Annotated in this window: 17 protein-coding genes; 3 read left to right on the forward strand and 14 right to left on the reverse strand. The window is 69.3% G+C overall.

Annotated elements, in window-relative coordinates:
* Together LXT21_RS03305 and LXT21_RS03310 are read right to left on the reverse strand one after the other, a co-directional pair.
* Entirely contained in the window at positions 1–774 is a 774-nt protein-coding gene (locus LXT21_RS03305) for a YdcF family protein (RefSeq protein ID WP_254036615.1), read from the reverse strand.
* Between the two features lie 10 nt (positions 775–784).
* A complete protein-coding gene (locus LXT21_RS03310; RefSeq protein WP_254036616.1) occupies positions 785–1630 on the reverse strand; it encodes an NAD(+)/NADH kinase in 846 nt (281 codons plus the stop codon).
* 118 nt (positions 1631–1748) lie between these two features.
* On the opposite strand from LXT21_RS03310, the gene LXT21_RS03315 reads away from it, so the two are divergent.
* On the forward strand, positions 1749–3080 hold the full coding sequence (locus LXT21_RS03315; protein ID WP_254036617.1) for a replication-associated recombination protein A: 1332 nt from the start codon (positions 1749–1751) through the stop codon (positions 3078–3080).
* A gap of 116 nt (positions 3081–3196) precedes the next feature.
* On the opposite strand, the gene LXT21_RS03320 is transcribed toward LXT21_RS03315, so the two are convergent.
* The 3 genes from LXT21_RS03320 to LXT21_RS03330 all read right to left on the reverse strand — a co-directional run bounded on the left by LXT21_RS03320 (position 3197) and on the right by LXT21_RS03330 (position 7344).
* Positions 3197–4657, reverse strand: a complete 1461-nt coding sequence (locus LXT21_RS03320; RefSeq protein ID WP_254036618.1) for a sigma-54-dependent transcriptional regulator — start codon at positions 4655–4657, stop codon at positions 3197–3199.
* The gene (locus LXT21_RS03325) at positions 4654–6234 is read right to left on the reverse strand and encodes a response regulator (protein ID WP_254036619.1); all 1581 of its coding nucleotides are present in this window, start codon (positions 6232–6234) and stop codon (positions 4654–4656) included. The genes LXT21_RS03320 and LXT21_RS03325 overlap by 4 nt, the downstream gene beginning before the upstream one ends.
* Positions 6235–6402: 168 nt before the next feature.
* Entirely contained in the window at positions 6403–7344 is a 942-nt protein-coding gene (locus LXT21_RS03330) for a diguanylate cyclase (protein ID WP_254036620.1), read from the reverse strand.
* A gap of 132 nt (positions 7345–7476) precedes the next feature.
* Here LXT21_RS03330 and LXT21_RS03335 point away from each other — a divergent pair, with 132 nt between their 5' ends.
* Both LXT21_RS03335 and LXT21_RS03340 read left to right on the forward strand, forming a co-directional pair.
* Complete coding sequence (locus LXT21_RS03335) at positions 7477–8265, forward strand: glycosyltransferase family 2 protein (protein ID WP_254036621.1); 789 nt, start codon at positions 7477–7479, stop codon at positions 8263–8265.
* Between the two features lie 7 nt (positions 8266–8272).
* Positions 8273–9121: a ChbG/HpnK family deacetylase gene (locus LXT21_RS03340; RefSeq protein WP_254036622.1), complete on the forward strand. Its 849-nt coding sequence runs from the start codon at positions 8273–8275 to the stop codon at positions 9119–9121.
* Positions 9122–9190: 69 nt separating this feature from the next.
* On the opposite strand, the gene LXT21_RS03345 is transcribed toward LXT21_RS03340, so the two are convergent.
* The 9 genes from LXT21_RS03345 to LXT21_RS03385 form a co-directional block, all read right to left on the reverse strand.
* On the reverse strand, positions 9191–9862 hold the full coding sequence (locus LXT21_RS03345) for a class I SAM-dependent methyltransferase (RefSeq protein WP_254036623.1): 672 nt from the start codon (positions 9860–9862) through the stop codon (positions 9191–9193).
* Positions 9859–10992, reverse strand: coding sequence for a mannosyltransferase family protein (locus tag LXT21_RS03350; RefSeq protein ID WP_254036624.1), 1134 nt, complete (start codon positions 10990–10992; stop codon positions 9859–9861). The genes LXT21_RS03345 and LXT21_RS03350 overlap by 4 nt, the downstream gene beginning before the upstream one ends.
* Positions 10993–11057: 65 nt before the next feature.
* Positions 11058–13289: a fatty acid oxidation complex subunit alpha FadJ gene (gene fadJ, locus LXT21_RS03355; protein WP_254036625.1), complete on the reverse strand. Its 2232-nt coding sequence runs from the start codon at positions 13287–13289 to the stop codon at positions 11058–11060.
* Entirely contained in the window at positions 13289–14590 is a 1302-nt protein-coding gene (gene fadI, locus LXT21_RS03360) for an acetyl-CoA C-acyltransferase FadI (protein ID WP_254036626.1), read from the reverse strand. The genes fadJ and fadI overlap by 1 nt, the downstream gene beginning before the upstream one ends.
* Positions 14591–14796: 206 nt before the next feature.
* Positions 14797–16287 (reverse strand): hypothetical protein, encoded by a 1491-nt coding sequence (locus LXT21_RS03365; protein WP_254036627.1) that lies wholly within the window; start codon positions 16285–16287, stop codon positions 14797–14799.
* A gap of 245 nt (positions 16288–16532) precedes the next feature.
* Positions 16533–17579 carry a uroporphyrinogen decarboxylase gene (hemE, locus tag LXT21_RS03370; RefSeq protein WP_254036628.1) on the reverse strand — a complete coding sequence of 349 codons (1047 nt, stop codon included), beginning with the start codon at positions 17577–17579 and terminating at the stop codon, positions 16533–16535.
* A 13-nt stretch (positions 17580–17592) separates the two neighbouring features.
* Positions 17593–20073 (reverse strand): alpha-amylase family glycosyl hydrolase, encoded by a 2481-nt coding sequence (locus LXT21_RS03375; RefSeq protein ID WP_254036629.1) that lies wholly within the window; start codon positions 20071–20073, stop codon positions 17593–17595.
* Positions 20064–21563, reverse strand: coding sequence for a hypothetical protein (locus LXT21_RS03380; protein WP_254036630.1), 1500 nt, complete (start codon positions 21561–21563; stop codon positions 20064–20066). Before LXT21_RS03380 ends, LXT21_RS03375 begins: the two co-directional genes overlap by 10 nt.
* A gap of 39 nt (positions 21564–21602) precedes the next feature.
* Positions 21603–24011 (reverse strand): glycogen debranching protein, encoded by a 2409-nt coding sequence (locus LXT21_RS03385; RefSeq protein ID WP_254036631.1) that lies wholly within the window; start codon positions 24009–24011, stop codon positions 21603–21605.
* Positions 24012–24224: the final 213 nt, after the last annotated feature.

The following is a 24224-nucleotide window of genomic DNA, read 5'->3' on the forward strand; positions in this document are numbered from 1 at the left end:
TCAGGGCGCCGTCCAACCCCGGAGCCGGTAGACGACGCGCCCCGCGAGCTCCCGGAGCACGTCCGTGCTCTGCGACAGCGCTCCGGCGCGGGGCAGCCATCCGAGCCGGCCCATGCGGAAGGCGGGCATCCTCGCGTCCACCGGCAGCGTGTCCGGGCGCAGGCCCACCGCGGCGAAACAGCCCTGCGCTCGGGGCATGTGCGCCGCGCTCGTCACCAGCAACAGCCGCTTCCAGCCACGCTCCTGGATGATGCGCGCGGACTCCACCGCGTTCTCGCGCGTGTTGCGGCTCTTGCCCTCGGTGACGATGCGCTCGGCGGGGATGCCCCACGCCTGGAGCATGCGCGAGAGCACGTCCGCCTCCACCACCGCCGTGGGGCGCGGGTCCAACGAGCCGCCCGAGATGAGCACGAAGCGGGCGTGCCCCTCGCGCACCAGGTCGAACCCCTGGAGGATGCGCTCCGGCGCGGCGTTGAACTCGAGCCGCCCCGAGCGCTCCGTCGCGGAGGGGTCCAGTCCGCCGCCCAGGACGATGACGGCGTCGTAGGGCTCTCCGGGCTGGAACGTGTCGTGGGCCCCCTCTTCCGCCTGGTACGTCAGCAGCGTGGACATCGCCTCGGTGGAGAAGACGTAGAGCACCAGGAGCCCGGTGACGAGGAGCCCTCGTGCGAGCGCGGGCCGCAGCCGGGGCAGGCGGCTGACGAGGAGGAAGAGCAGCGCCCAGGTGAGCGGCGCCAGGAACAGGTCCAGCACCTTCGAGAGGAACAGGAACACGGGGCGTCCGTCAGCGCTCGCCCCAGTGGAGCTTCTGCCGGAGGATGGAGAAGTAGGCCACGCGCGGGTTGCGCACCAGGTTGACCCGGTTGGCCGAGCGCACCACCTCGATGCAGTCCCCCCCCTGCAGGCCGTGGCCCGTCTGGCCGTCCAGCGTCAGGTACGTGTCGGCCGTCTCGCTGCGCAGGGTGATTCGGATGACGCGGTCGGCGGGCACGACGATGGAGCGCTGGGTGAGCGCGTGCGAGCAGATGGGCGAGAGCACCGTGCAGTCCACGGACGGGTGGACGATGGGGCCGCCGGCCGACAGCGAGTACGCGGTGGAGCCCGTGGGCGTGGCGAGGATGACGCCGTCCGCCTTGTACGTGGTGATGGGCACGCCATCGATGGAGGTCTCGTGGTCGGCGATGCGCGCCAGCGCGCCCTTGTTGATGACCACGTCGTTGAGGATTTCGTCCTCGATGAGCACGCGTCCGCCGCGAATCAGCCGGCAGTGGAGCTTCATGCGCGAGTCCACCTGGAAGCGGCCCGCGAGGACCTCCTCCAGCGTGGTGAACAGCTCCTCGACGGGGACCTCCGTCATGAAGCCCAGGCTGCCCAGGTTGACGCCGAGGATGGGCACCCCGCGTCCGCCGAGCAGCCGCGCCGCGTAGATGAGGGTGCCGTCCCCGCCGAGCACCACCGTGAGGTCCGCGCGCGACGCCAGCTCGCGATCCTCCACCCGGGGCCAGCCCAGCTCGTGGGCCAGGGAGCGGTCTCCCAGGACGGTGAGGTGCGGATAGGTCTCGCGGATGCGGGACGCCAGGGCCACCGCCTCGGGGTTGTCCTTCTTCGCGACGATGACGAGGGTCTGCACGCAGCCTGCTTCTTAATCCAGCCAGGCGCCCGGGCGCTCCCCTGAATTGTCGAAGGTCTCACCCACCGGACAGACGCCCCGGCGGGCCTGCCGCCAGGGCGCTAGCCTTGAGGCGTCCATGGACCTCTTCGAACACGCAGGACAGAAGGAGCAGGCCCGCCGGGCGCCCCTCGCCGAGCGCATGCGGCCGCGCACCCTCGACGAGTTCGTCGGGCAGGAGCACCTCACGGGAGAGGGCCGGTTCCTGCACCGGGCGCTCGAGGCGGACCAGGTCCCCAGCCTCATCCTCTGGGGGCCTCCGGGCACCGGCAAGACGACGCTCGCCTGGCTGGTGGCGCGCTCGACGGGCGCAGCGTTCGATTCGGTGTCGGCGGTGCTCGCGGGGGTGAAGGACATCCGCGAGACGGTGGCCCGGGCGCAGGAGCGCTGGAACCTGCATCGCCAGCGGACCTTCTTGTTCATCGACGAAATCCACCGCTTCAACAAGGCGCAGCAGGACGCGCTGTTGCCCCACGTGGAGAAGGGCACGGTGACGCTCATCGGCGCCACGACGGAGAACCCCTCGTTCGAGGTGAACGCGGCGCTCCTGTCGCGCTGCCGGGTCGTCACGCTGCGCGGGCTGGAGGACGAGGAGCTGGTGGCGCTCTTGCGCCGGGCGCTCGCGGACGCTCGCGGGTTGGCGGGACGGGTGACGGCGGACGACGACGCGCTGGCGTTCCTGGCCGCGTCGGCGGGAGGCGATGCGCGCAAGGCGCTGACGGGGCTGGAGGTGGCCGCGGCGTACGCGGGTGCACACGTGGACCGCAAGGCCGCGGAGGAGGCGCTCCAGCAGAAGACGCTGCTGTACGACAAGGGCGGCGAGGAGCACTACAACGTCATCAGCGCCTTCATCAAATCGATGCGCGGCAGTGACGTGGATGGGGCGCTGTACTGGATGGCGCGCATGCTGGAGGCGGGTGAGGACCCCATCTTCCTGTTCCGGCGCATGGTCATCTTCGCCTCGGAGGACATCGGCAACGCGGACCCGAGGGCGCTGAGCGTGGCGGTGGATGCGCTGAGGGCGTTCCAGCTCGTGGGCCTGCCGGAGGGCACGCTGCCGCTCACGCAGGCCGTGACGTACCTGGCGCTGGCGCCCAAGTCGAACGCGGTGCTGACGGCGTACACGGCCGCGCGCGAGGCCGTGACGAAGGAGGGCGCGCTGCCCGTGCCGATGCACCTGCGCAACGCGCCCACGAAGCTGATGAAGTCCCTGGGCTACGGGGGCGGCTACAAGTACCCGCACAACTTCGAGGGCAACTACGTCCCGGAGGACTACCTGCCCGACGCGCTGCGCTCACGGAGCTTCTACACGCCGACCCGCAACGGCGAGGAGGCGCGGCTTGCGGACCGGTACGAGGACATCCAGCGCCAGCTCGCGGAGCGTGCCCAGGAGTCGGGTGAAGAGGGCTGAGCCCCGCCCGGGTGAGTCCCGCCTCCGACCTCCTGAAACGAGCAGGCGCCGGTGAGGGAGTCCCTCACCAGCGCCTGGAGGTCATGCGATTTCTGCCTCCCGGAGGCCCGTCGCGACTACGACGCCGCCTCGAGCGACTCGGCGCCCTCGTCGTCCTTGAGGACGCGCGGCTTCATGGAGCGGCCCGCCACCTCGTACTGCTTGAGCAGCCGGCGGAAGTTGGAGCGGTCCACGCCCGCGGCGCGCGCCGCGCTGGAGACGTTCTGGTTGTTCTTCTCCAGCAGCGCCGACAGGTAGCGCCGCTCGAACGCCCGCATCGCCAGGCGCTTGGCCTGCGCGTACGGCAGGTGCGCCAGGCTGAACACCTCCACCGCCGAGTCGGCCTGCGGCGCCGACTGGAAGCCGGGCGGCAAATCCTCCACGTCGATGACGTCGTTGCTCGTCAGCACCACCGCGCGCTCGATGACGTTCTCCAGCTCGCGCACGTTGCCCGTCCAGCGGTTGCAGGTCAGGGCCTCCATCGCGCGCGGGGAGATGCCCGTCACCTTCTTGTCCGCCTTGGACGCGTACAGCTTCAGGAAGTGGTGCGCCAGCAGCGGCACGTCCTGCGGACGGTCTCTCAGCGGCGGCAGGTCGATGGTGATGACGTTGAGCCGGTAGAACAAGTCCTCGCGGAACTTGCCCTGCTCCTTCGCGCGCGACAGGTCCACGTGCGTGGCCGCGATGACGCGGACGTCCACCTTCACCGGCTCGTTGGCGCCCACGCGCTTGACCTCGCCCTCCTGGAGGACGCGCAAGAGTCGCACCTGGGTCGCCGGCGGCACGTCGCCAATCTCGTCCAGGAAGATGGTGCCGCCGTCGGCCGCCTCGAACAGGCCCTTCTTGTTGCCCGTGGCGCCCGTGAAGCTGCCCTTCACGTGGCCGAACAGCTCACTCTCCAGCAGCGTCTCCGTCAGCGCCGAACAGTTCACCGCGACGAAGGGCTTGTCCTTGCGCGAGCTGCGGTAGTGGATGGCGCGCGCCACCAGCTCCTTGCCCGTGCCGCTCTCACCCTGGATGAGCACCGTGGCCGTGGAGTGGCTCACCGTCTCCACCAGCTTGAACACCGAGCGCATCTGCGGCGACTGGCCGATGAGGTCCTCGAACTGGCTGCGCACGGTGAGCGCCTCTTCCAGCGCGCGGGTGCGGTCCTTGAGCGCCTTGCGCTCGGCCGCCTTGGCCACCGTGAGGCTCACCTCGTCGATGTTCTCGAACGGCTTGGTGAGGTAGTCGTACGCGCCCGCCTTCACCGCCTCCACCGCCGTCTCCACGGTGGCGAAGGCCGTCATCATGATGACCTCGACATCCGGACGCTCGGCCTTGATGCCACGGAGCAAATCCATGCCGGACAGGTTCGGCATCTTGATGTCCAGGACGACGACGTCGATGGTCGGGTCCTTGGCCGCCGTCAGACCTTCCACCGCGTCATCAATGGCCACCACCGGGTGGCCCTCGCGCTGGAGAATCTGCGTCACGGCCTTGAGGACGACCGAATCGTCATCCACGACGAGGACTTTGGCGCGCTTGACTTGGTTCACGGCAACCTCTCGAGCTGCAGGGGAATGGGCAGGAAGACGGTGAAACGGGAGCCGGCGCCCACCTGGGTGTCGACGTGGAAGCTGCCCCCGTGGTCCTGGACGATGCGGTACGCGATGGACAGGCCCAGCCCGGTGCCTTCACCGGGGGGTTTGGTGGTGAAGGAGGGCTCGAAGATGCGCGGCAGGTGCTTCTCCTCGATGCCGCACCCCGTGTCGGTCACCGCGAAGAAGCAGCGGTCACCCTCACGGCCCGTCTCCAGCTTGAGCTGGCCGACACGCACAGGAAGCGCCTGCAGGCCGTTCTGCAGCAGGTTCAACACCACCTGCGCGAGCGTGCCCGGGTCGCCATAAACCTTCGGAAGCCCGTCCTTCAAATCGAGCGACAGCTCCGCGCGCGGCGTCGTCTTCAGCTGCGCCCGGAAGAGCACCGCCGCGTCCTCCACGCAGCGCGACAGGTCGAACAGCCGCCGGTCCTCCACGCGGCTGTGCCGGCTGAACTTCAGCAGGCTCTCGACGATGCGCTTGCAACGAAGCGCGCTCTCTTCAATCAGCCCCAGGGACTCCAGGTCCGCGTCACTGCGGCCCGCGTCGCGGGACATGAGCTGGGCGAAGGCCAGGATGCCCCCCAGCGGGTTGTTGATTTCATGCGCCACGCCCCCCGCCAACTGCCCCACCGCCGCCATCTTCTCCGTCTCGATGAGCCGGCGCGTCATCGCCTGCTCCTCGGTGACGTCGCGATAGGTGCACACCACCCGCTCATCCCCCGCCATGGGGTAGGCGGCCACCACGTACGTCCTGCCCCCCTGCTGCACCTCTCCGCGCGCGCCCTTGCCGCTCTCCATCGCCGCCGGCAACGGGCAGCCCGTGCACGGCTCGTTGCGACCGAAGAGGTACCGGTAGCAGGCCATGTCGGACGGAATCTGCTCGATGGAGCGCCCCGCCACGTGCGCGTACGCCAGGTTCGCCCGCCGCACCGCGAAGTCGCGCCCGCGCACCACGCACAGCGGCGTCTCCATGCAGTCGAACGACAGCTCCCACTCCCGCTTGGCCTGGCTGAGCATCCGCGTGCGCTGGGCGACGCGCTCCTCCAGGTCCGCGTTGAGCAGCTTCAGCTCCGCGTTCTGCGCCGTCGTCACCCGGTACAGCCGCTCGTTCTCCGCCTGCAGCGCGTACTGCTCGAACGCGCTCTTCACCGTCAGCACCAGGTGGCTGTCGTTCCAGGGCTTGGAGATGAAGCGGAAGATTTCGGAGCGGTTGATGGCCTCCTCAATCGCCTGCTGGTCGGCCTGGCCGGTGAGCATGATGCGCTGGGCGCGCGGCTCCTGCTGCTTCACCCGGGTGAGGAACTCCACCCCGTTCATGCCCGGCATCCGGAAGTCGGAGATGACGACCTCGGGGCGGAACTCCTCCACCGTGCGCAGCGCCTGCTCGGCGTCCGTCGCCGTCTCGATGTCCCAGTCCCCCCGGCGCAGCACCCGCCGGATGGACTTGAGGATGTTCTCCTCGTCGTCCACGAGCAGCAGCCGCCCGCGGGGCGCTGCTTCGGTCTGGGTGAGCTGTGCGGCGAGGGGTCCCATGGGATTCTTTCCGTCCCATGACATTTGCAATGTGTCTGCCAGCCGGTGGGGCGTTGCAAACCCATGGAATCACGGGATGATTCGACTCCCCGACAATCGGGGAGCGGGGTCATCCTAGACTCCCCCCACCCTTATGGGTCAAGACCACCCCAGGGTCTTTGACCCAGGTCACTCCCCCTGCGAGGGACTGGGCGGCAACAGGGGCATTTGAGAGTGGAGACAGACCCTGTCTCGCCCCTCGGCCTTGGCTCGGTAGAGGGCCTCGTCGGCGGTGAGCAGGAGCTGCTCCGGGCTGAGGACGGAGCGGTGGGGGAAGCTGGAGAGGCCCAGCGACGCCGTCACCCGGAGCGAGCCCTGGGGCCCTACCTGCAGGGTCGCCAAATCCTTGCGCACACGCTCCGCCACGGTGAGCGCGCCCGTCAGGTGGGTGCGGGGCAGCAGGACGGCGAACTCCTCGCCTCCATAGCGGGCCACCAGGTCCGTCTCGCGCACGCTCTGCTGGAGGGCCGCCGCCACCTCTCGCAGGACGCCGTCCCCCGTGGTGTGGCCGTGCCTGTCGTTGACCTGCTTGAAGTGGTCCAGGTCCATGAGGATGAGCGACAGGGGGTCGTCGTAGCGCTGGGCCCGACGGAACTCCTCGCGCAGCCGCTCCTGGAAGTGGCGGTGGTTGTGGACCCCCGTCAGCCCGTCCGTCGAGGACAGCCGCTGCAGCTCACCCACCTGGTTGGAGAGCTGGGAGAAACGGGCGTGGACCTTGAGGCACCGGGCCACCCGCGCCTTCAATTCCTCCACATCCCATGGGTCGAAGATGACCTCGGCGCCGCGGGTGAGCGCCTCCAACCATGGCTCACGAGGCTCCCGGGGGGTCAGAATCAGCACCGGAGGACCTGGGGGACCGTCCGGGTTCAGCAGCTTGTCGAGCCAGTCACCGGCGACCTGTCTTCCGCCCACCCACACCACCAGGTCCACCTCCCTCGCCAGCCGGCTCACGTCAGGGCCGGGGGAGGTCAGACGGAGGCAGTAGTCCTCCGGACCGAGGGCCCGCGCGAGGCGGGCCAGGGTTGACTCCGCTTCATCCACCACCAGCAGGGTATGAGGCCTAGAGGTCACAGTGTCCCCGTAAAATGGTGATTCCACGGTAGCACAGGGGTGTTCGCGAGTGGGAGCCCCCTGATTGATTTAGGACCCGGGCCTTGCTACCGAGCCGCCCGGAATCCCCTTCTCCGCGCATCGAGGTCCGTCGTGGCCAAGTACCCCAGCATCAGCCTCTTCCTTCCCGCTTGGAACGAGGAGGACTACGTGGAGCGGGCGGTGAGCCGGGCATTGGAGGCGCTGCCCCAGCTCACGGACGACTTCGAGATCATCGTGGTCAACGACGCGTCGACGGACCGCACGCAGGAGATCGCGGAAGGGATGGCGAAGCGGATTCCGCAGCTGCGGGTCATCAACCATCCGGTGAACCTGAAGCTGGGCGGGGCGATGCGCACGGGGCTGGCGGCGTCGACGAAGGACATCGTCGTCTACTCGGACATCGACCTGCCGTGGGACTTGCGGGAGCTGGAGCGCTCGCTGCACCTGATGGACTACCTGGAGGCGGACATGATCTGCGCCTTCCGGTTCGACCGCACGAGCGAGGGCCCCAAGCGCATCGTCTACTCGTTCGTCTACAACATGCTCATCCGGGCGCTGTTCGACATCCAGATCAAGGACGTCAACTTCAGCTTCAAGGTGATGCACCGGCGGGTGCTGGAGTCGATGGAGCTCAAGAGCCAGGGCTCGTTCATCGACGCGGAGCTGGTGGTGAAGGCCATCCGCAAGGGCTTCCGCGTGTTCCAGATGGGCGTGGACTACTTCCCGCGCACGCGGGGCGTGTCCACGCTGGCCTCGCCGTCGGTCATCGTGAAGATGGTGAAGGAGCTGGTGAAGCTCTACCCGGAGACGCGCACGCCCGCGCCGCCGTCGCAGCCGGTGCGCCTGCCGCCGTCGGTGCAGCCGCTGCGCACCGCGAACAACCGCTCGGCGAGGGGCTGAGTCGTCCGTGAGCACGCGGCCCCGGCGCCTCATCGTCAACGCGGATGACCTGGGGCTGCACGCGTCCCTGGACGCGGGAATCCTCCGCGCGCACCGCGAGGGAATCGTCACCAGCGCCACGCTGCTCGCCATGGGGCCCACCGCGCCCGAGGCGGCGGCGCGAGCTCGTGAGCAGGGGCTCGCGGTGGGGTTGCACCTGGCGCTGTCGACGAGGCTCGAGCCCGCGGCGGGCGCGCACCGGGTTCCCACGGTGGCGCCCGATGGGCGGCTGCGCGCGAGCTGGGCGGAGTTCGCGAAGGCGTGGCTGACGGGGAAGGTGCGGCGCGCGGAGGTGGAGCTGGAGCTGGAGTCGCAGCTTCGACGCGCGCGCGAGCTGGGCGTGGAGGTGGACCACCTGGATGGGCATCAGCACCTGCACCTGCTGCCCGGCATCCGGCCGAGGGTCGAGGCGATGGCCGCGAGGGAGAAGCTCCCCGTGCGTTGGCCGGACGCCCTGCCCCGCGCGCGGTGGCTGCGCACGCCGGGCCCCGCGCTGAAGACGACGCTGCTCACGGTGCTGGCGCGCACGGCGCCCAAGGCTCGGCAGGGCGTACGCCGGGTGAGCGCGGGCGGCGTGTTCGAGGCGGGCCGGTTGGATGAGGCCGCGCTGCTGGCGGTGCTGGACGCGATGCCGGCGGGAGACTTCGAGGTGGGCTGTCATCCCGGCGAGGGCACACCGCATGTGCCCGAGGCCCCCGCTTGGACCTATGGATGGCAGGCGGAGCTGGAGGCGCTCACCAGCGCACGAGTGAAGGCGCGGCTCGCGGAGCGCGGCATCCAGCTCCACTCCTACGGGACGCTCGCCTCCGCGACGTAGAGCACGTGCGCAGCGTGGTTGAGCCGCGCCTCGCTTCGGGCGCCTCGCGCATGGCGAAGCCCGCGACGTCTACGGGACGCTCGCCTCCGCGACGTAGAGCACGTGCGGCGTCGTGTAGCCCCGCCCCAGGTCCACCACCTCGCGCACCGTGAAGCCCGCGTCCTCCAGGAGCGCTCGCATCTCCGCGCGCGGCTTGAGCACCATGCCTCCGCTCGCCTTCGTGCGCCCCAGGAGCGACACCATCACCCACTCCTGCGCCAGCGCCTTGCGGTGCTTCCAGGAGCCATCCCCCTCCACCTCCTTCAACAACAGGCGCCCACCCGGACGCAGCAATCCACGCGTCGTGCGCAGGAAGCCGAGCCACTTCTCCTCGGGCAACAGGTAGAGCACGTCGCACACCACCGCCGCCTCACACGTCCCTGGCAGCGCGGGCGCGAGCACGTCCTCCAGCGTCCCCTCCGCCAGCCTCACCTGCGGCAGCCCCGCGAGCGCCTCACGCGCCCACCCCACCTTGCGCGGGTCCGGGTCCACCGCGTGCACCACCCGCTTCGGGTCCGACAGCGCCAGCAGCGCGGACAACAACCCATGTCCACAGCCGATGTCCGCCACCGTGCCGCCAGCAGGCATGCGCTCCACCACCGCGAGCAGCGGCGCCGACGACGCCCTCGCATGCACATGGAAGCGCTCGGCCGCGGGCAGCCGGGCGTACAGCGCGAGGGCCTCGTCGAGGAGCGTGCTCATGAGATGTAGTAGTCCGCGCCGAACGCCCACGACAACACGAGCAGCGACACCGCGCCCACCGCGAGCGCCCCCTGGAGCACCCTCGGACGCTCACGCAGGAGCATCGCCCCCGTCAGGAACACGGGGAACGAGGACAACAAGTAGCGCCCCATGCCCATGAAGTCCTTCGTGGACCACGCGGGCAACCCGACGATGGCCAGCACGTAGACGGCATATCCCCACCCGAGCAGCTTGCGCGTGGGCCACACCAACGCGAGCGCCAGGAGCGTGAAGAACGCATGCGCCGCCAGCCGGAACGCCTCACGCTTGTCCGTCGGATTGAGCACGACGTGCTCGAACCACGACACCTTCAGCCACGTCTTCCAGCCCGGCGTCTGGGCCCACCCCGCCGCGCCCTGCACCTTCACGAAGGCGAACGGGTCTCCGAACTTGTGCCAGAGAAAGAGCATGTAGCAGCCGAAGCCCAGCCCCGAGAGCACCGGCAGGAAGTCCACCGCGGTCCACTTCTCGCCCCGCGCGTGCTTCCACTCCAGCCTGCGCACCAGCAACCCCAGCACCACCGCGGGCGCCACGGGCCGCGCCGATGTCGCCACCGCCGCCACCAGCACCGCGGGCCCCAGGTGCCCCTTCTCCAGGAGCACGAAGGAGGTCACCACCAGCAGGACGAACAGCGCGTCCGAGTACATGGCCCCGTAGAAGTACATCGTGAACGGGTACATCGCCATCAAGAGGCCCGCCTTGAGCGCGGTGTCCTCGTCCGCGAGCAGCCGCGCCCAGCGCGTGAACATCACCAGCGCCAGCGGCCCGCACAAGAGCGTGATGAGCACCCCGGCCTGATAGACGTTGGGCCCCAAGGTCTCCACCGCGCGGATGAGCAGCGGGTAGAGCGGGAAGAAGGCCACCGAGCTCTGCTCGCCCGGCGTGTACTGATAGCCGTCCTGCGCGATGCGCATGTACCAGCTCGAATCCCACGCCACCCATCCCATGGTGACGTACTCGTCGAGCCGCACGACGGGGTTCTGCGGATTCTTGTGGAAGTAGCGCCACGCCCCGGCCGCGGCGGCGGCGCTGCAGAGCAGGACGGCGACCAGGACGACCAGGGCGATGGTGCGAGACGCGGAGCGGGCCATTCGGCCGGCAGGCTGGTCCCAGAACGCCGCCCCGGTCAAGCACCGGAGCGGCGGGAACCCACGCCTCAGCGCGGGTAGAACGTCTTGCCTTCCTTGACCATCTCCACCAGGAGCGGCGCGGGCGTGAAGCGCTCACCCAGCTTGTCCTGGTAGTGCTCCAGCTTGCGCAGCACCTCCGACAGCCCCCGCGCGTCCGCGTAATGGAACGGGCCACCGAGGAACGGCGGGAAGCCCAGGCCGAAGATGGCGCCCACGTCGCCGTCGCGCGCGCTGCGGAGGATGCCCTCGCCCAGGCAGCGGATGGCCTCGTTCACCATCTGCAGCACCAGCCGCTCCGCCATCTCCGAGGCGTCGAAGCCCTTGCGCTCCTTGCCGTGCGGCAACAGGCCGTAGACCGTGGGGTCCACCTCCTTCTTCTTGCCGTTCTCGTAGAGGTAGAAGCCCTTCTGGCTCTTGCGGCCCAACCGCCCGTCGGCCACCACGCCGTCCAACGACTTGGGCGCCGCCATGCGCTTGCCGAAGGCCGCCTCCATGATGGGGCCGACCTTGTGGGCCACGTCGATGCCCACCTCGTCCAGCAGCGTCATCGGCCCCACCGGGAAGCCGAACTCCACCAGCGCCTTGTCCAGCGCGGCGATGTCCGCGCCCTCGGCCAGCAGGTATGCCGCCTCGTTCAGGTACGGCGCGAGGATGCGCGAGGTGTAGAAGCCCGGCCCGTCGTTGACGACGATGACCGTCTTGCCCTGCTTGCGCCCCACCTCCACGCAGGTGGCCGTCACCCAGTCCGCCGTGCCCGCGTGGGTGATGATCTCCAACAGCGGCATCTTGTTGACCGGGCTGAAGTAATGCATGCCGATGACCTGGGCGGGCCGCTTGCTGCCCTTGGCCAGCTCGGTAATCGGGATGCTGGAGGTGTTGGACGCGAAGATGGCGTCGGGGCCGGTGACGGCCTCCACCTCCGCGAGGATGCGGTGCTTGAGCTTCAGGTCCTCGAACACCGCCTCGATGACCAGGTCCGCCGACTTGAAGCCGCTGTAGTCGGTGCCCGCGGTGATTCGCGCCTGCTTCGCCGCCGCCTCGCGCCAGGTGAGCGAGCGCCTCTTCACGCGCTCATCCAGGATGCCCTGCACCTGCTTGAGCGCGCGCGCCACGCCCGCGTCGTCCTTGTCCTTCACGCGCACCTGCGCGCCCTGGAGCACGCCGGCCACATAGGCGATGCCGCCGCCCATCAGCCCGCCGCCCAGCACCGCGACCTTCTTCACCTCGCGCGGCTTCACGCTCGCGTCCGACGTGCCGTTCTCCTTCTTCAGCGCCGTCGTCGCGAAGAACACCTCCACCAGTCGCTTGGAGACATCCGACATCACCAGCTCGCCGAACGCCTTCGCCTCGGCCGCCAGCCCCGCCTCGCGCCCGGCCTCCAGGCCCTTGCGCACCACCCGCAGGGCCTTCTCCGGGGCGGGGTACTTGCCGCGCGTCTTCTTGAGCAGCTGCTTCCTCGCCGCATCGAAGAGGACCTTGCGCCCCAGCGGGTTGTCCTCCAGCGCCACCTCCGCCCACAGCTCCTTGTTCGCCAGCCCCTGGAAGAAGCCCGCGAGCCCCTTCTTCTTCCCCACCGACTTCAGGCCCTGGCCATGCGCGCGCACCGGCTTGAGCGAACCCGCCGCCAGCTCCTTCGCGCGCTGGACGGCGACGGCGCGCAGGATGGGCACCGGCACCACCTCGTCGACGATGCCCAGCTTGCGAGCCTTCGCCGGCTTGACGTTCTTGCCCGTGAGGATGAGGTCCAGCGCCGCCTGCGCGCCGATGAGCGCGGGCAGCCGCTGCGTCCCGCCGGCGCCCGGAATCAGGCCCAGCTGCACCTCCGGCAGGCCGAGCGTCGTCTTCGGGCTGTCGGTGGCGATGCGGTAGTGACACGCCAGCGCCCACTCCAACCCGCCGCCCAGACACGCGCCGTGGATGGCCGCCACGACGGGCTTGGGGAAGGCCTCCAGCCGGTCGAACCCCGCCTGCCCCTGCTGGCTCATGGCGGTGGCCTCCTCCGCCGTCTTCAGCGTCTGGAGGTAATCGAGCTTCGCCCCGGCGACGAAGCTGTCCTTCTTGCCGGAGATGAACACCAGGGCCTTCACCTCGGCCTCGCGCTCCGCCTCCTCCAGCAGCCGGGAGAACGCCGCGCCCACCTCCGGGCTCAGCGTGTTGACGGCGGAGTCCGGCAGGTCGAACGTCACGACGGCGACGCCGTCCTCGACCTGGAGGGAGAAGCCCTGCTTCGCCTCGAGCTCTTCGAGTTGGATGGCCATCACGCACGCTCCAGGACCACCACGGCGCCCAGACCACCGGCGGCGCAGACGGTGCACATCACCGTGTTCTTGTTCCGACGCTTCAGCTCGTTGAGGGCCTGCGTGACGATGCGCGCCCCCGTCGCCCCGAAGGGATGACCGATGGCGATGGAGCCGCCCGTCACGTTCAGCCGCTCGCGGTCCACCTCCCCCACCGGCTCCGCCCAGCCCGCCTTCTTCGCGAAGCTCTTCGACGCCAGCGCCTGGAGGTTGCTCGCCACCTGCGCGGCGAACGCCTCGTGCATCTCCACCAGGTCGATGTCCGACAGCTTCAGCCCCGCGCGCGCGAGCGCCGTGGGCACCGCGTACACCGGGCCCTGCAACAGTTGGTCGCCCGGGTCCGTGGCCGCGTACGCATACGAGCGCAGGTAACCCAACGGCTCGTACCCCAGCTCCCGCGCCCGCTCCTCGCTCATGAGCAGGAGCGCCGCCGCGCCATCCGTCAGCGGCGACGCGTTGCCCGCCGTCACCGTGCCGTACTTCCGGTCGAACACCGGCTTGAGCTTGCCCAGCGACTCCAGGCTGGAGTCCTCGCGGATGATGTTGTCGCGCGTGACCGTCTGCTCGAACTTCGGCGGCACCGACACGTGCATCACCTCGTCGTCGAAGCGGCCGTCCTTCCACGCCGCCGCCGCGTTCTTGTGCGACGCCAGCGCGATGCGGTCCTGCTCCTCACGGGAGATGCCGTTTTCCTTCGCCATCTTCTCCGCGCTCTCCCCCATGGACAGGCCCGTGGAGTACTCGGCGATGGCGGGCGGGACGGGAACCAGGTCCTGCGCCTTGAGCTTCTGGAAGGGCTTGAGCTTCTCCCCCAGCGAGCGCCCCTTGGACGCCGCCGCCAGCGCGTGCGCCAACGGCCGGCTGGTGAACACCGGCGGGTCCGACATCGCCTCGGTGCCTCCGGCGATGGCCACGTCCGAGTAGCCCAGCGCAATCGCGTTGCCCGCCGTCGTCAGCGCCTGGATGGACGTCGCGCACGCGCGCGTCACCGTGGCCGCTTCAATCTTGAGCGGCAGCCCCGCCGCGATGACCACCTCGCGCGCGATGGACGGCCCCGTCAGCGTCGGAATCACCTGCCCGAAGACGAGCTGGTCGATGACGTTCGGGTCCAGGTCCGAGCGCTGCACCAGCTCCTGGACCACCATCCGCCCCAAATCCAGCGCGGTGAGCCCGGAGAACACCGTGCCCGCCTTGACGAACGGTGTCCGCAGCCCCCGGACGATGGCCACCCTGCGGTGACCGTTGCGCTTCTGGCTCGCCATGTGTGCCTCACCCTCCTGGACGTCGAGTGGGGCACTTCTAATGAGCGCTGATGCGACGCGTCAACCCTCTGTTGATTCAAGAGTCAATCCGCGAGCACTTGGGGCGGTGCTCCCTCCTGGAGCAAGGGAGCCACGGGGCGGAAGGGGTGAGTCCTCCGCCCCGTGTGCTTCGGCCACCCCTCACTCACGCGAGGGGCGCGGCCTTGCTACTTCTTTCCGTCGGCCTGCGGTCCGAGGACGATGTCGAAGCGGACACCGCCCGCCTCCTCGACCTTGTCGGGCTGCTCGGGGCTGGCCGAGTGCTGCACCACCTCGACGGCGAAGCGGCCCTGCTCCACGGCGGTACCCTGCGAGACGAAGCGGACGTTGATGTGGTGCGCGCCGTCCGGGTCCAGCCACAGGCCATCCAGCCGGGCGTTCTCCGGGTCGGTGATGCGCACGGTCTGCTCGCCCACCACCTCGAAGCCCTGGCCCTCGTGGCCCCAGCGCTCCCACAGCTCGGGGGGCAACGTGACGAGCACCTGGCCGCGGTGCAGGAAGGACCCCAGGTCCGGGTCGCCGTTGCGAATCTCCAGGTGCGCCAGGCTCGGCCTGTCGCGCAGCAGGTTGCGCACGCGGAAGTCGAAGTCGCGCGCGGGCGCGAACGGCGACAGGTTGACGACGTTGACGTTCTTCCACGCCAGGTTGTTGTTCCAGCGCGTGTTGTTGAGCGTGTTGGAGTTGGTCAGCTCCGCCAGCGTCATCGGGTCCTGCGAGGACACCCAGCGCGTCAGGATGCAGTAGTGGCCCGGCGCGGGCACGCCGTTCCACGGCACCATCACCTCCACGTTGGCGCCCGCGGCGATGCTGGCCACGGAGATGGAGCCGATGGGCGCCCAGTCCATGGGCCACAGCGCCGCGCCGCCCGAGCCCGTGTAGTAGACGTGCAGCGTGCCGCTGGCCGTGTTGCCGATGGGGGCGAGCGGGCCGTTGTTGCGCAGCGTGACGTAGACGTAGTTCGTCTGGCCGAACTCCGGGTTCTGGTGACCCGCGCAGCCGGCGTTCTGGCACACGCGGATGTCCGGGCTCACCCAGATGGGGTCCACCGTCGGCGTGTTGCCGAAGTCAGCACCGTTGTCCTTCGAGTACACGTCCACGCCGCACTGGGTGACGACGAGCGTGGCGAAGTCCACGCCGGAGTCATCCTGGACGAAGACGTCCACGAAGCCCTGCGCGTTGAGGGTGGGGATGAGGTTCACCGCGCCGGGCAGCGAGGCCAGGTTGAGCACGACGGTGCCGGTGCCACCCAGGGGGATGCCCAGGCTCGCCAGCGAGGCGCCCCAGCCCGTGGCGAGCTGCGTGCCCGTGGGGCCCATGAAGAACAGGCCCATGGAGTCGTTGGAGCCGCCGTTGCGAATCGTCATGCGCAGCGTGGCGCCACAGATGGGGCCCAGCCGGCGCAGGTTCGTGAAGGTGGTGGCGAACCACCGGTCGGAGCTGATGTCGTCGAACGGACGCGAGCCGGGGAAGCCATAGTTCGCGGCGATGTAGTTGAGCATGCCCGCGCTGGGCGACACCGCCTCGGTCGGCGCGGCGAAGTTGTCCGCGATGCCGTGGGTGAAGGTCTGCGCGCGAGCAGCGCCGCCCCAGGTGACAGCCAGAAGGGCGAGCATGCTGAAGACGGTGCTGAAGTGGATTCGGGGATGAGGCGAAGACATGGAGCTCCTCGGGGTGTGGCGGGTTCGGCCGCGCCAGGCCACGTCGGAGAACTCCAAATCGAGAAGAAGGAAGGGCGCGCCGCGGCCGGCCACTGAGCAACCGCCATGCCCGCATGCCCTTCAGAGGATGACGCGCCGCTCGAGGACCTCGCGGCGAGACATTCCACGCCACAGTCCGAACAAACTGTGGCGTGTCCGGTTACGCCCGCGCGCGTGGAGTGCCACGCGGCCGTGCGGGGAAACCACTACGGCTTCAACGTGCCCTGACGCAGCGCCGTGCCCAGGCGGTGCACGGCCTCGACGGCGAACTTCGCGGCCTCCGGGTCCGTGGGCGGGAGGATGCCGTGGCCCAGGTTGAAGATGTGTCCCACGGGGCCGGCGCGCAGGAGGATGTCCTTCACGCGGCCCTCCAGCTCCTCGCGCGGCAGGAACAGGTGCAACGGGTCCAGGTTGCCCTGCACCGCGACGTCCGGGCCCAGCACCTTGCGGCCTTCGTCCATGGGCAGCGTCCAGTCCAGGCCCACCACGTCCGCGCCCGTGCTCTTGAGCAAGGACAGGTGCGTGGACATGCCCACGCCGAAGACGATGACGGGCACGCCCGTGGCCTTCAGCTCGGACACCATGCGCTTGAGGTACGGCAGACAGAAGCGCTCGTAGTCCCACGGCGACAGCTCGCCGCCCCACGAGTCGAAGATTTGAACGATGCTCGCCCCCGCCTCCACCTGCATCTTGAGGTACGGGATGAGCGTGTCGGTGAGCTTGCCGAACAGCCGGTGCGCCAGCTCGGGCTGCTCGAACATCAGCCGCTTGATGAGGATGTAGCTCTTGGAGCCGCCGCCCTCCACCATGTACGCGGCCAGCGTGAAGGGCGCGCCCGCGAAGCCGATGACGGGCACCGAGTCATTGAGCGCCTTGCGCGTGCGGCGGATGGCCTCCGCGACGAAGCCCGTGCCCTCGACGGGGTCCGGCACGCCCAGCTTGTCGATGTCCGCCGCGGTGCGCACGGGCGTCGGGAAGTGCGGGCCCTTGTCCCCCAGCTCCAGGTGGATGCCCATGGCCTCCACGGGGATGAGGATGTCGGAGAAGATGATGGCCGCGTCCACGCCCAGTCGCGTCACCGGCTGCACCGTGACTTCGGCGGCCAGGTCCGGGTGCTTGCACAGGTCCAGGAAGGCGATGTTGCCGCGGATGGCCCGGTACTCGGGCAGGTAGCGGCCAGCCTGTCGCATGAGCCACACCGGCGTGGTGTCGGTGGGCTGGCGGCGCGCGGCGCGGAGGAGTCGGTCGTTCACTTCGGGCTCTCGGTCAGTCGGTGCACAGCTTGGAGGTCGACATCGCCAACAACGGCGGACAGAGGCGCAGGAAAGGCGGCCCCTTCACGGAGCGCTGCTCCCACGCCACGGGCACCTGCACGGGGCCCTCCTCCGTCTTCAGCTCCGGGACGAACAGCAGGCGGTTGGGGCCGCCCTCCCAGGAGAACTTCCCCGGGCCGTCCTCTCGCACGAGCTTGTACTCGAAGACCCCGCCCTCGGGCAGCGACAGAGTGACGGCGCCGGCGTCCGGGCGCAGCGAGCGCTCGGGCTTCCAGCCCCCCAGCTCAGGGCCGCCGCCCACCACCCGCACCGCCGCATCCCCTGTCTGGAGCACCACGGTGCGCCTGGGTCCCTCCCCCTTCCACTCGGTGCGCGCCTTCTCCACCAGCGCCGCGTGGCCGCCCGGCGAGGCCGCCCGGAGCCGCACCAGCGACACCTCGCCCGGCTTCACGTCGACGTGCCAATACGCCGACTCCGCGAGTCGCCCCAGCATGGAGCGTGTCCCCGTCAGCGGGTCGATGCCGCTCCCATCCCCGAGCCCCGTGGGCAGGAACGCGATGCGGCGCTCGGTCCCGGAGTTGATGCCGACGAAGAACGCGTCATCCGGCGTCACGCGGACGTAGGCGAAGAAGTCCTCCCGGGCGGCGAGCACCATCGTCTCGCCACGCTGGAGGGCCTCACTGCCCCGACGCGCTTCCAACAACCGGGCAATCCACGCGCGCAGCGGATGCTCCTGCGTGAAGCGCATGTCACCGCGGTTCTCCGGCTCCTTCGCGCCGGTGAGCCCCTCTTCGATGCCGTACGTCAGCGCCGGCACGCCGCGCGCCGTGAGCTGCACCGCGAGCGCCCGCTTCACCTTCTCCACGTCCCCACCGCACTCGCTCATCACCCGGGGCAAGTCGTGGTTGTCGAGCAGCGTCACCAGCGACTGGGGCGCGGGCTGGAACCTGTCGTTGAAGAGGATGGCGCCCAGGTGCGACGGCGAGCGGCCCCGGCAGAAGACATCCACCAGCGCGAAGGCCAGCGGGAAGTCGAACATCGTCCCGAAGCGGCCCTCCTTCATCACCCGCGCCAGCAGCACCGGGTCCCCGTCGAGCAGCTCGCCCAGCAGCAGGAAATCCTTGCCCGCGTGCGCGCGGAGGTCGTCGTTGTAGCGGGCCCAGAAGTCCATGGGCAGGTGCTTGACGGCGTCCAGCCGGAAGCCCGCGGGCTTCACGGTGTCCACCCACTTCAGCGAGTGCGAGAGCAGGTGCTGGTAGACCTCCTCCCGCTCCACCGCCAGGTCCGGCAGCCCGTGCACGTCGCGCATCACCAGCTCGCGCGAGTCGTTCCAGTTCTCGATGGGCCCCAGCCCATGGAACCACTTCGGCTGCTCGCGCGTCAGCCGCGTCTCCGGGCCCACGTGGTTGAGCACCACGTCCAGCACCAGGCGCATGTCGCGGCGGCGCAGCTCCGACGACAGCTCCTTCAGCAAGGCCTCGTCACCGAAGCGCGGCTCCACCCGGCCGAAGTCCTCCACCCAGTAGCCGTGGAAGGCGCCGTACCCGTAGAACTTGTCGGTCCGCATCTGGAAGACGGGTGAAAGCCACACCGTGCGGACACCGAGCGCCTGCAGCCCGTCCAGTCGGTCGATGACGCCACGCAGGTCTCCGCCGTGAAAGGCCTGCGCGTCCTTCGCATCCACCGCCCCGTCGTTCTTCGCGTCCCCGTTGGCGAAGCGGTCCACCATCACGAAGTAGATGGCGTCCCCCTCCGGCGGCGTCCACTGGCCCCGGTACGGCTGGGGCGCGGACTTGGCCGGCGGCGGAGGCGGCTCGGTGGGCGTGCTCGTGCCCGGCTCGATGCCCTCTCCGGCCGGGGCGGACAGGCCGGGCACCAGCCCCGGGCCACCGTCCGTGGACGGCACCAGCATGGGCGAGGCGAGGAACGAGTCGAACAGCGCGCCCGCCTGCCCCGAAATCTGCCGGGCCACCTCCAGCTGCGCGTCATCCTCGCGCTGCTGGTCGAACTGGAGCGCGGCGCCGTAGTCCGACGAGTCGCTGGTGGCCTCCAGCGAAGACGTGGCGCGGTTGGCCGTGGTCTTCACGTACACGTCCCAGGAGAAGCGCCCGCCCACCTGCCCGAAGAACGTCACCCGCGTCTCCACCAGGAGCAGGAGCGGCGCGTCCCCGGCGCGGGCCTTGAGCATGGCGAAGCGGCGCTGCGTGTCCGTCACCTTCGCGAACTCGGCGGCGTACTCGTCGTAGGGCACCTCGCGCGCCTGGAGGTTGCGCTTGGCCAGCACCTCCGCCACGCGCTGACGCACACCCTCGGGCACGTTGGACACCGCGCCGCGCCGCGCGTCGTCGCGGATGTACGCCACCGCCACCACCGTCCCCTCCGGCGCCAGCACCGGAGGCCCCTGCCGCTTCAGGCAGCCCGAGGCCACCAGCGCGAGGACCAGGGACCACAACCACCGCTGTCTCAGAACCATCCTTCGGCCTCGATGGCGACCACCGAGTGCCAGTGGCGCTCGGGGCCGACGTACTGGTTGTACTGGTTCAGGCTGTCCACGAACGAGTTGCCGAACGCCGCGTGCTGCGTCGAGTACTGCAGGCCGTACAGGAGCCGCAGGCTGGGGCGCGCGTAGATGCCGCGGCCGGTGGGGTTGAGCACCACGCCCACCTTGCCCTGCCACGTGTCGCGCGTGTCGCTGTCGCCGAACTCCAGGCCGCGCGCGTCGGGGATGCCGCGCGTGCTGGTGAACACCGAGTCCACGTGGTTGCGGTACGCGTTGCCGTTCTGGCTCTTCTCGCGCGCGATGCTCGTCTCCATCAAGAGATGGACGCGCTCGGTGAGGAAGTACTGCAGGCGGACCACCGTGGACGCGATGATGCGGTCGTCGTCGCCCGGCTTGATGGCGTTGTCGTTGTTGTAGGCGTAGCCCAGCCACACGCCCCACAGCGCCTCGAGCTTGTCGGGGATGAGCTTGATGTACGCCTCGTTGCCGAGCGACGCCTCGTAGCGCTCGTCGGTCTGGTCCGCGACGAACACCGTCCAGTCGCGGTTGCGGTAGCGCTCCGTGTACGCCTGGTCCGGGTGCTTCTTCTCGAACGTGAGGTAGAGGTTGTCCCAGATGAGCGGCCCCAGCCCGCCGAAGCCCACGTAGCCCACCGCGCGGTAGGACAGCGCGCTCCGGGGCGACAGGTCGTTGACCACGTAGTCCTCCAGGCCGGGGTTGGCCTCGAAGTAGCGCGCCACGACCTCCCGGCGCACGTAGTCCTCGTAGTTGATGCCGTCGGAGCGGTAAAGCGCGTTGCGGTTGCCCTGCACCTTGGGCTCGTAGCCCAGCTGCCCGCGCAGGCCGACCTCCAGGTGCCCGGGAATCAGCCGGTAGCGGAAGGACGCGGCGCCGGTGAGCACCGTGTTGTACTTCTGGGGCCTGAGCGTGTAGCCGCTGTCACCCACAGCGAGCAGCACGTCGTAGCGGTCGCCCTGGTACGTGCCGGACAGGCCCACCGTGTCCCAGAGCAGCGTCGCCGGGCGCTGGTCGTAGATGTGCAAGTCGTTCCAGCGGTCCTCGAGCGTGCCCAGCTGCCACGTCACGCGATCCAACAGGATGTTGCCCGCGCGCACGAAGAGGTAGTCGGCGCGGAAGTTGAGGAACGAGCCGTTGCCCGGGTCCGCGGAGCGGAACGACGTGCCCGAGAAGCGTGAGTGCACCTCCGCCCAGACCTCGTCGGAGCCCGGCGCGGCCTGCAGCACATCCAGCCGCAGGTTGAGCTCGCCGTAGGGGCTCTCGTTGAGGAGCCGGCCGTAGAGCCAGTAGTAGCCCAGCTGGCCGGAGCCGCCCGAGAAGTCCGGGCGGGTCATGATGCGGAAGTAACCCGCGGCGCCGAAGCGGTCTCTCGTGGCGTCGGCCAGGGTGACGAGCGGGATGAGGAGCAACAGGAGGGCGCCGAGGCGCGCTGGCAGGACTCGCATGGACGGGCCCTGCTTATAGCGCACCTCGCCTGCCTGCCCCTACTCCGCGCGCAGGACGACGATGGTCCGCTCCGGCACCCCGTAGGTCGCCCCCGTCACCGGGGACGGCGCGTCCAGCCACGAGTTGCCCGTGGCCCTCGGGTCCAGGCCCGTGGCGGACAGGTACTCGGGGCTGTCGAAGTACGCCTGCGTGTCGATGAGCCGCTTCCACTGGCGCCCGGGCGGCAGGGTGAACTCCACCGCGCGCGGCTCCATGTTGATGAGCACCACCAGCTCCGGGCCGTGCGTCGTGTCCGGGTAGTGCATCATCAGCTGCTTGGTGTCCCAGCCCACCTCCTCGCTGTTCTGCGCGCTCTTCCACACCAGCGGCGAGCCCTTCTCGTAATCGGGCGGAGCGAACGCGTACGCGTGCTCCTTGCGCAGGCGGATGGCGGCCTTGACGAACTCGTACATCCGGTGACGCTCGTCACGCGCGAGGTACGCACCCCACTGGTACCAGTTGAACGGGTTGTCGGCGCGCGTGGAGTAGGCGTTGTTGTTGCCCAGCTGCGTGCGCATCCACTCGTCGCCGCCCAGGATCATGGGCGTGCCGTGGCTGACCATCATCGCCATGAAGGCGTTGCGCATCATCTGCCGGCGCATGCCCTCCGCGCGCGCGTCGCCGACGGGACCCCAGTTGCGCGAGCGGTTGTGGTCCTCGCCGCTGACCTTGTCGCAGAAGGGGCTGTTGGGCGTGTCGCAGCACACCGGGTTCAACGGGCCGCACTTGTTCTGCTTCACCTCGTACGCGAACAAGTCGTACAGCGTGAAGCCGTCGTGCACGGTGATGAAGTTCATCGAGTGGTACGGCCGGCGCCCGTTGCGCACGTACCACTCCTTGCTGCCGTACATCAGGAACGCGCCGTCCGCGGAGCCGGGGCGCCCGCACAGCGAGCCCTCGTTGGAGTTGAGCTTCCAGTCGTCGCGGTTGATGAACGCGCGCCACCAGTCGCGGAAGCGGCCGTTCCACTCGTACCAGCCGTTGCCCGGCTGCGTGAGCGAGTTGGGGAACTCCCCCATGGGCATGCAGTACCAGCCGCCCGCGCTCCAGGGCTCGGCGATGATGCGGGTGTTGAACTTCTGCAGCACCGGGTCGTCGATGATGTCCTGCAGCACCGTGTTCTTCGGGTCGTCCCAGCGGTTGTAGTCCTGATCTCTCTCGCCCAGGATGGGCGCCAGGTCGAAGCGGAAGCCGTCCACGTGCAGCTCTTCGACGTAGAAGCGCAGGCTGTCGATGATGAGCTTGCGCATGGGGCGGTGGTTGGGCCGCGTCTGGTTGCCCACGCCCGTGTTGTTCCAGTACGTGCGCCGGTCGCCCGTGAGCCCGTAGTACGCCTGGTTGTCGATGCCGCGGAACGAGTACAGGCCCGCGACCTCCGCCGGGTCCAACGAGTCCAGCGGCTCACCGGGCAGCACGTCGTCGGACTCCAGCTTCTCGCGCCACAGCCCGCCCTCGCCGGTGTGGTTGTAGACGACGTCGACGATGACCTCGATGTCGCGCTTGTGCAGCTCCTCCACCATCCACTTGAACTCGTCGATGACCTGGTGGGGCAGCTTGTGCGCGGCGTAGGAGAGCTCGGGGGCGAAGAAGTTGATGGTCTGGTAGCCCCAGTAGCCGCCATCCAGCGGCTTCTCGTGGATGGGGAGCAGCTCCACGGCGGTGATGCCCAGGTCCTTGAAGTAGTCGGCCTTCTCGCCCATGCCCCGGTAGGTGCCCGGGAAGCGCACGCCGCTGGCGGGGTCCGCGGTGAAGCCCTTGGCGTGGACCTCGTAGACGATGAGGTCCTGCCACTTGTGGCCCGACCACTGCTCGTCCTCGCGGTTGGCGCGGTACTGCCGCTCCACGTCGCCCCACTGGTAGCCGCTCTGCACCAGCACGCTCTTGGCGGAGGCCGCGTACGTCACCTCGTTGCGCGCGGGGCCGCTGGCGGTGCTGCCCTTGCTCCAGTCGTGGTCGCGGTGCAGCGCCTTCGAGTACGGGTCCGTGAGCAGCTTGTTCGGGTTGAAGCGGTTGCCATACACGTCCGCGTCCGCGCGGAAGCCGTGGATGGAGCCGGGGAACCACCGAGGGTCGAACTCCCAGTTGGGCCCCCAGGCGCGGAAGCCGTAGTGCTGGCCCAGCCCCACGCCCTCCACGTAGACGTTCCACACGTCCCCGTAGCGGGTGAGCGCGTACGTGCGCGAGGGCGAGTTCACCTCCGGGTCGTCGAACAGGAGCAGCTCGATGCGCGTCGCGTTCTCCGAGTACAGGGCGAAGTTGACACCCTGATCCACGAAGGTGGCACCCATGTGCTTCAGGGACTCCACGTCCTCCACCGTGTAGCTCGGGGCGCGCGCCTCGCTGTGATACAGCCGGACGTAATCGCTCTCGCTGCACCCGAGGGCGAACAGCAGCGAAACCAGGGTCATGCCCCTCGGAAGGGACCAGCGGGGAGTGCTCATGCGGTGGGGTAGACCTCGACGAACCAGATGCCGGCTTCCATAACAAGCGACTTCCAGGGCTGACAAGGCGGCCATCCCCGCCCTGTCCCTCGACGAGCATCAATACGGCTGCCGGAAACTTCCGGATGACTTCCGCCGAAAATAACGCACTGCGCCCAACCGGCCAGGTTTGGGGAAAGC

Source organism: Myxococcus guangdongensis, assembly GCF_024198255.1.
Classification (GTDB): domain Bacteria; phylum Myxococcota; class Myxococcia; order Myxococcales; family Myxococcaceae; genus Myxococcus; species Myxococcus guangdongensis.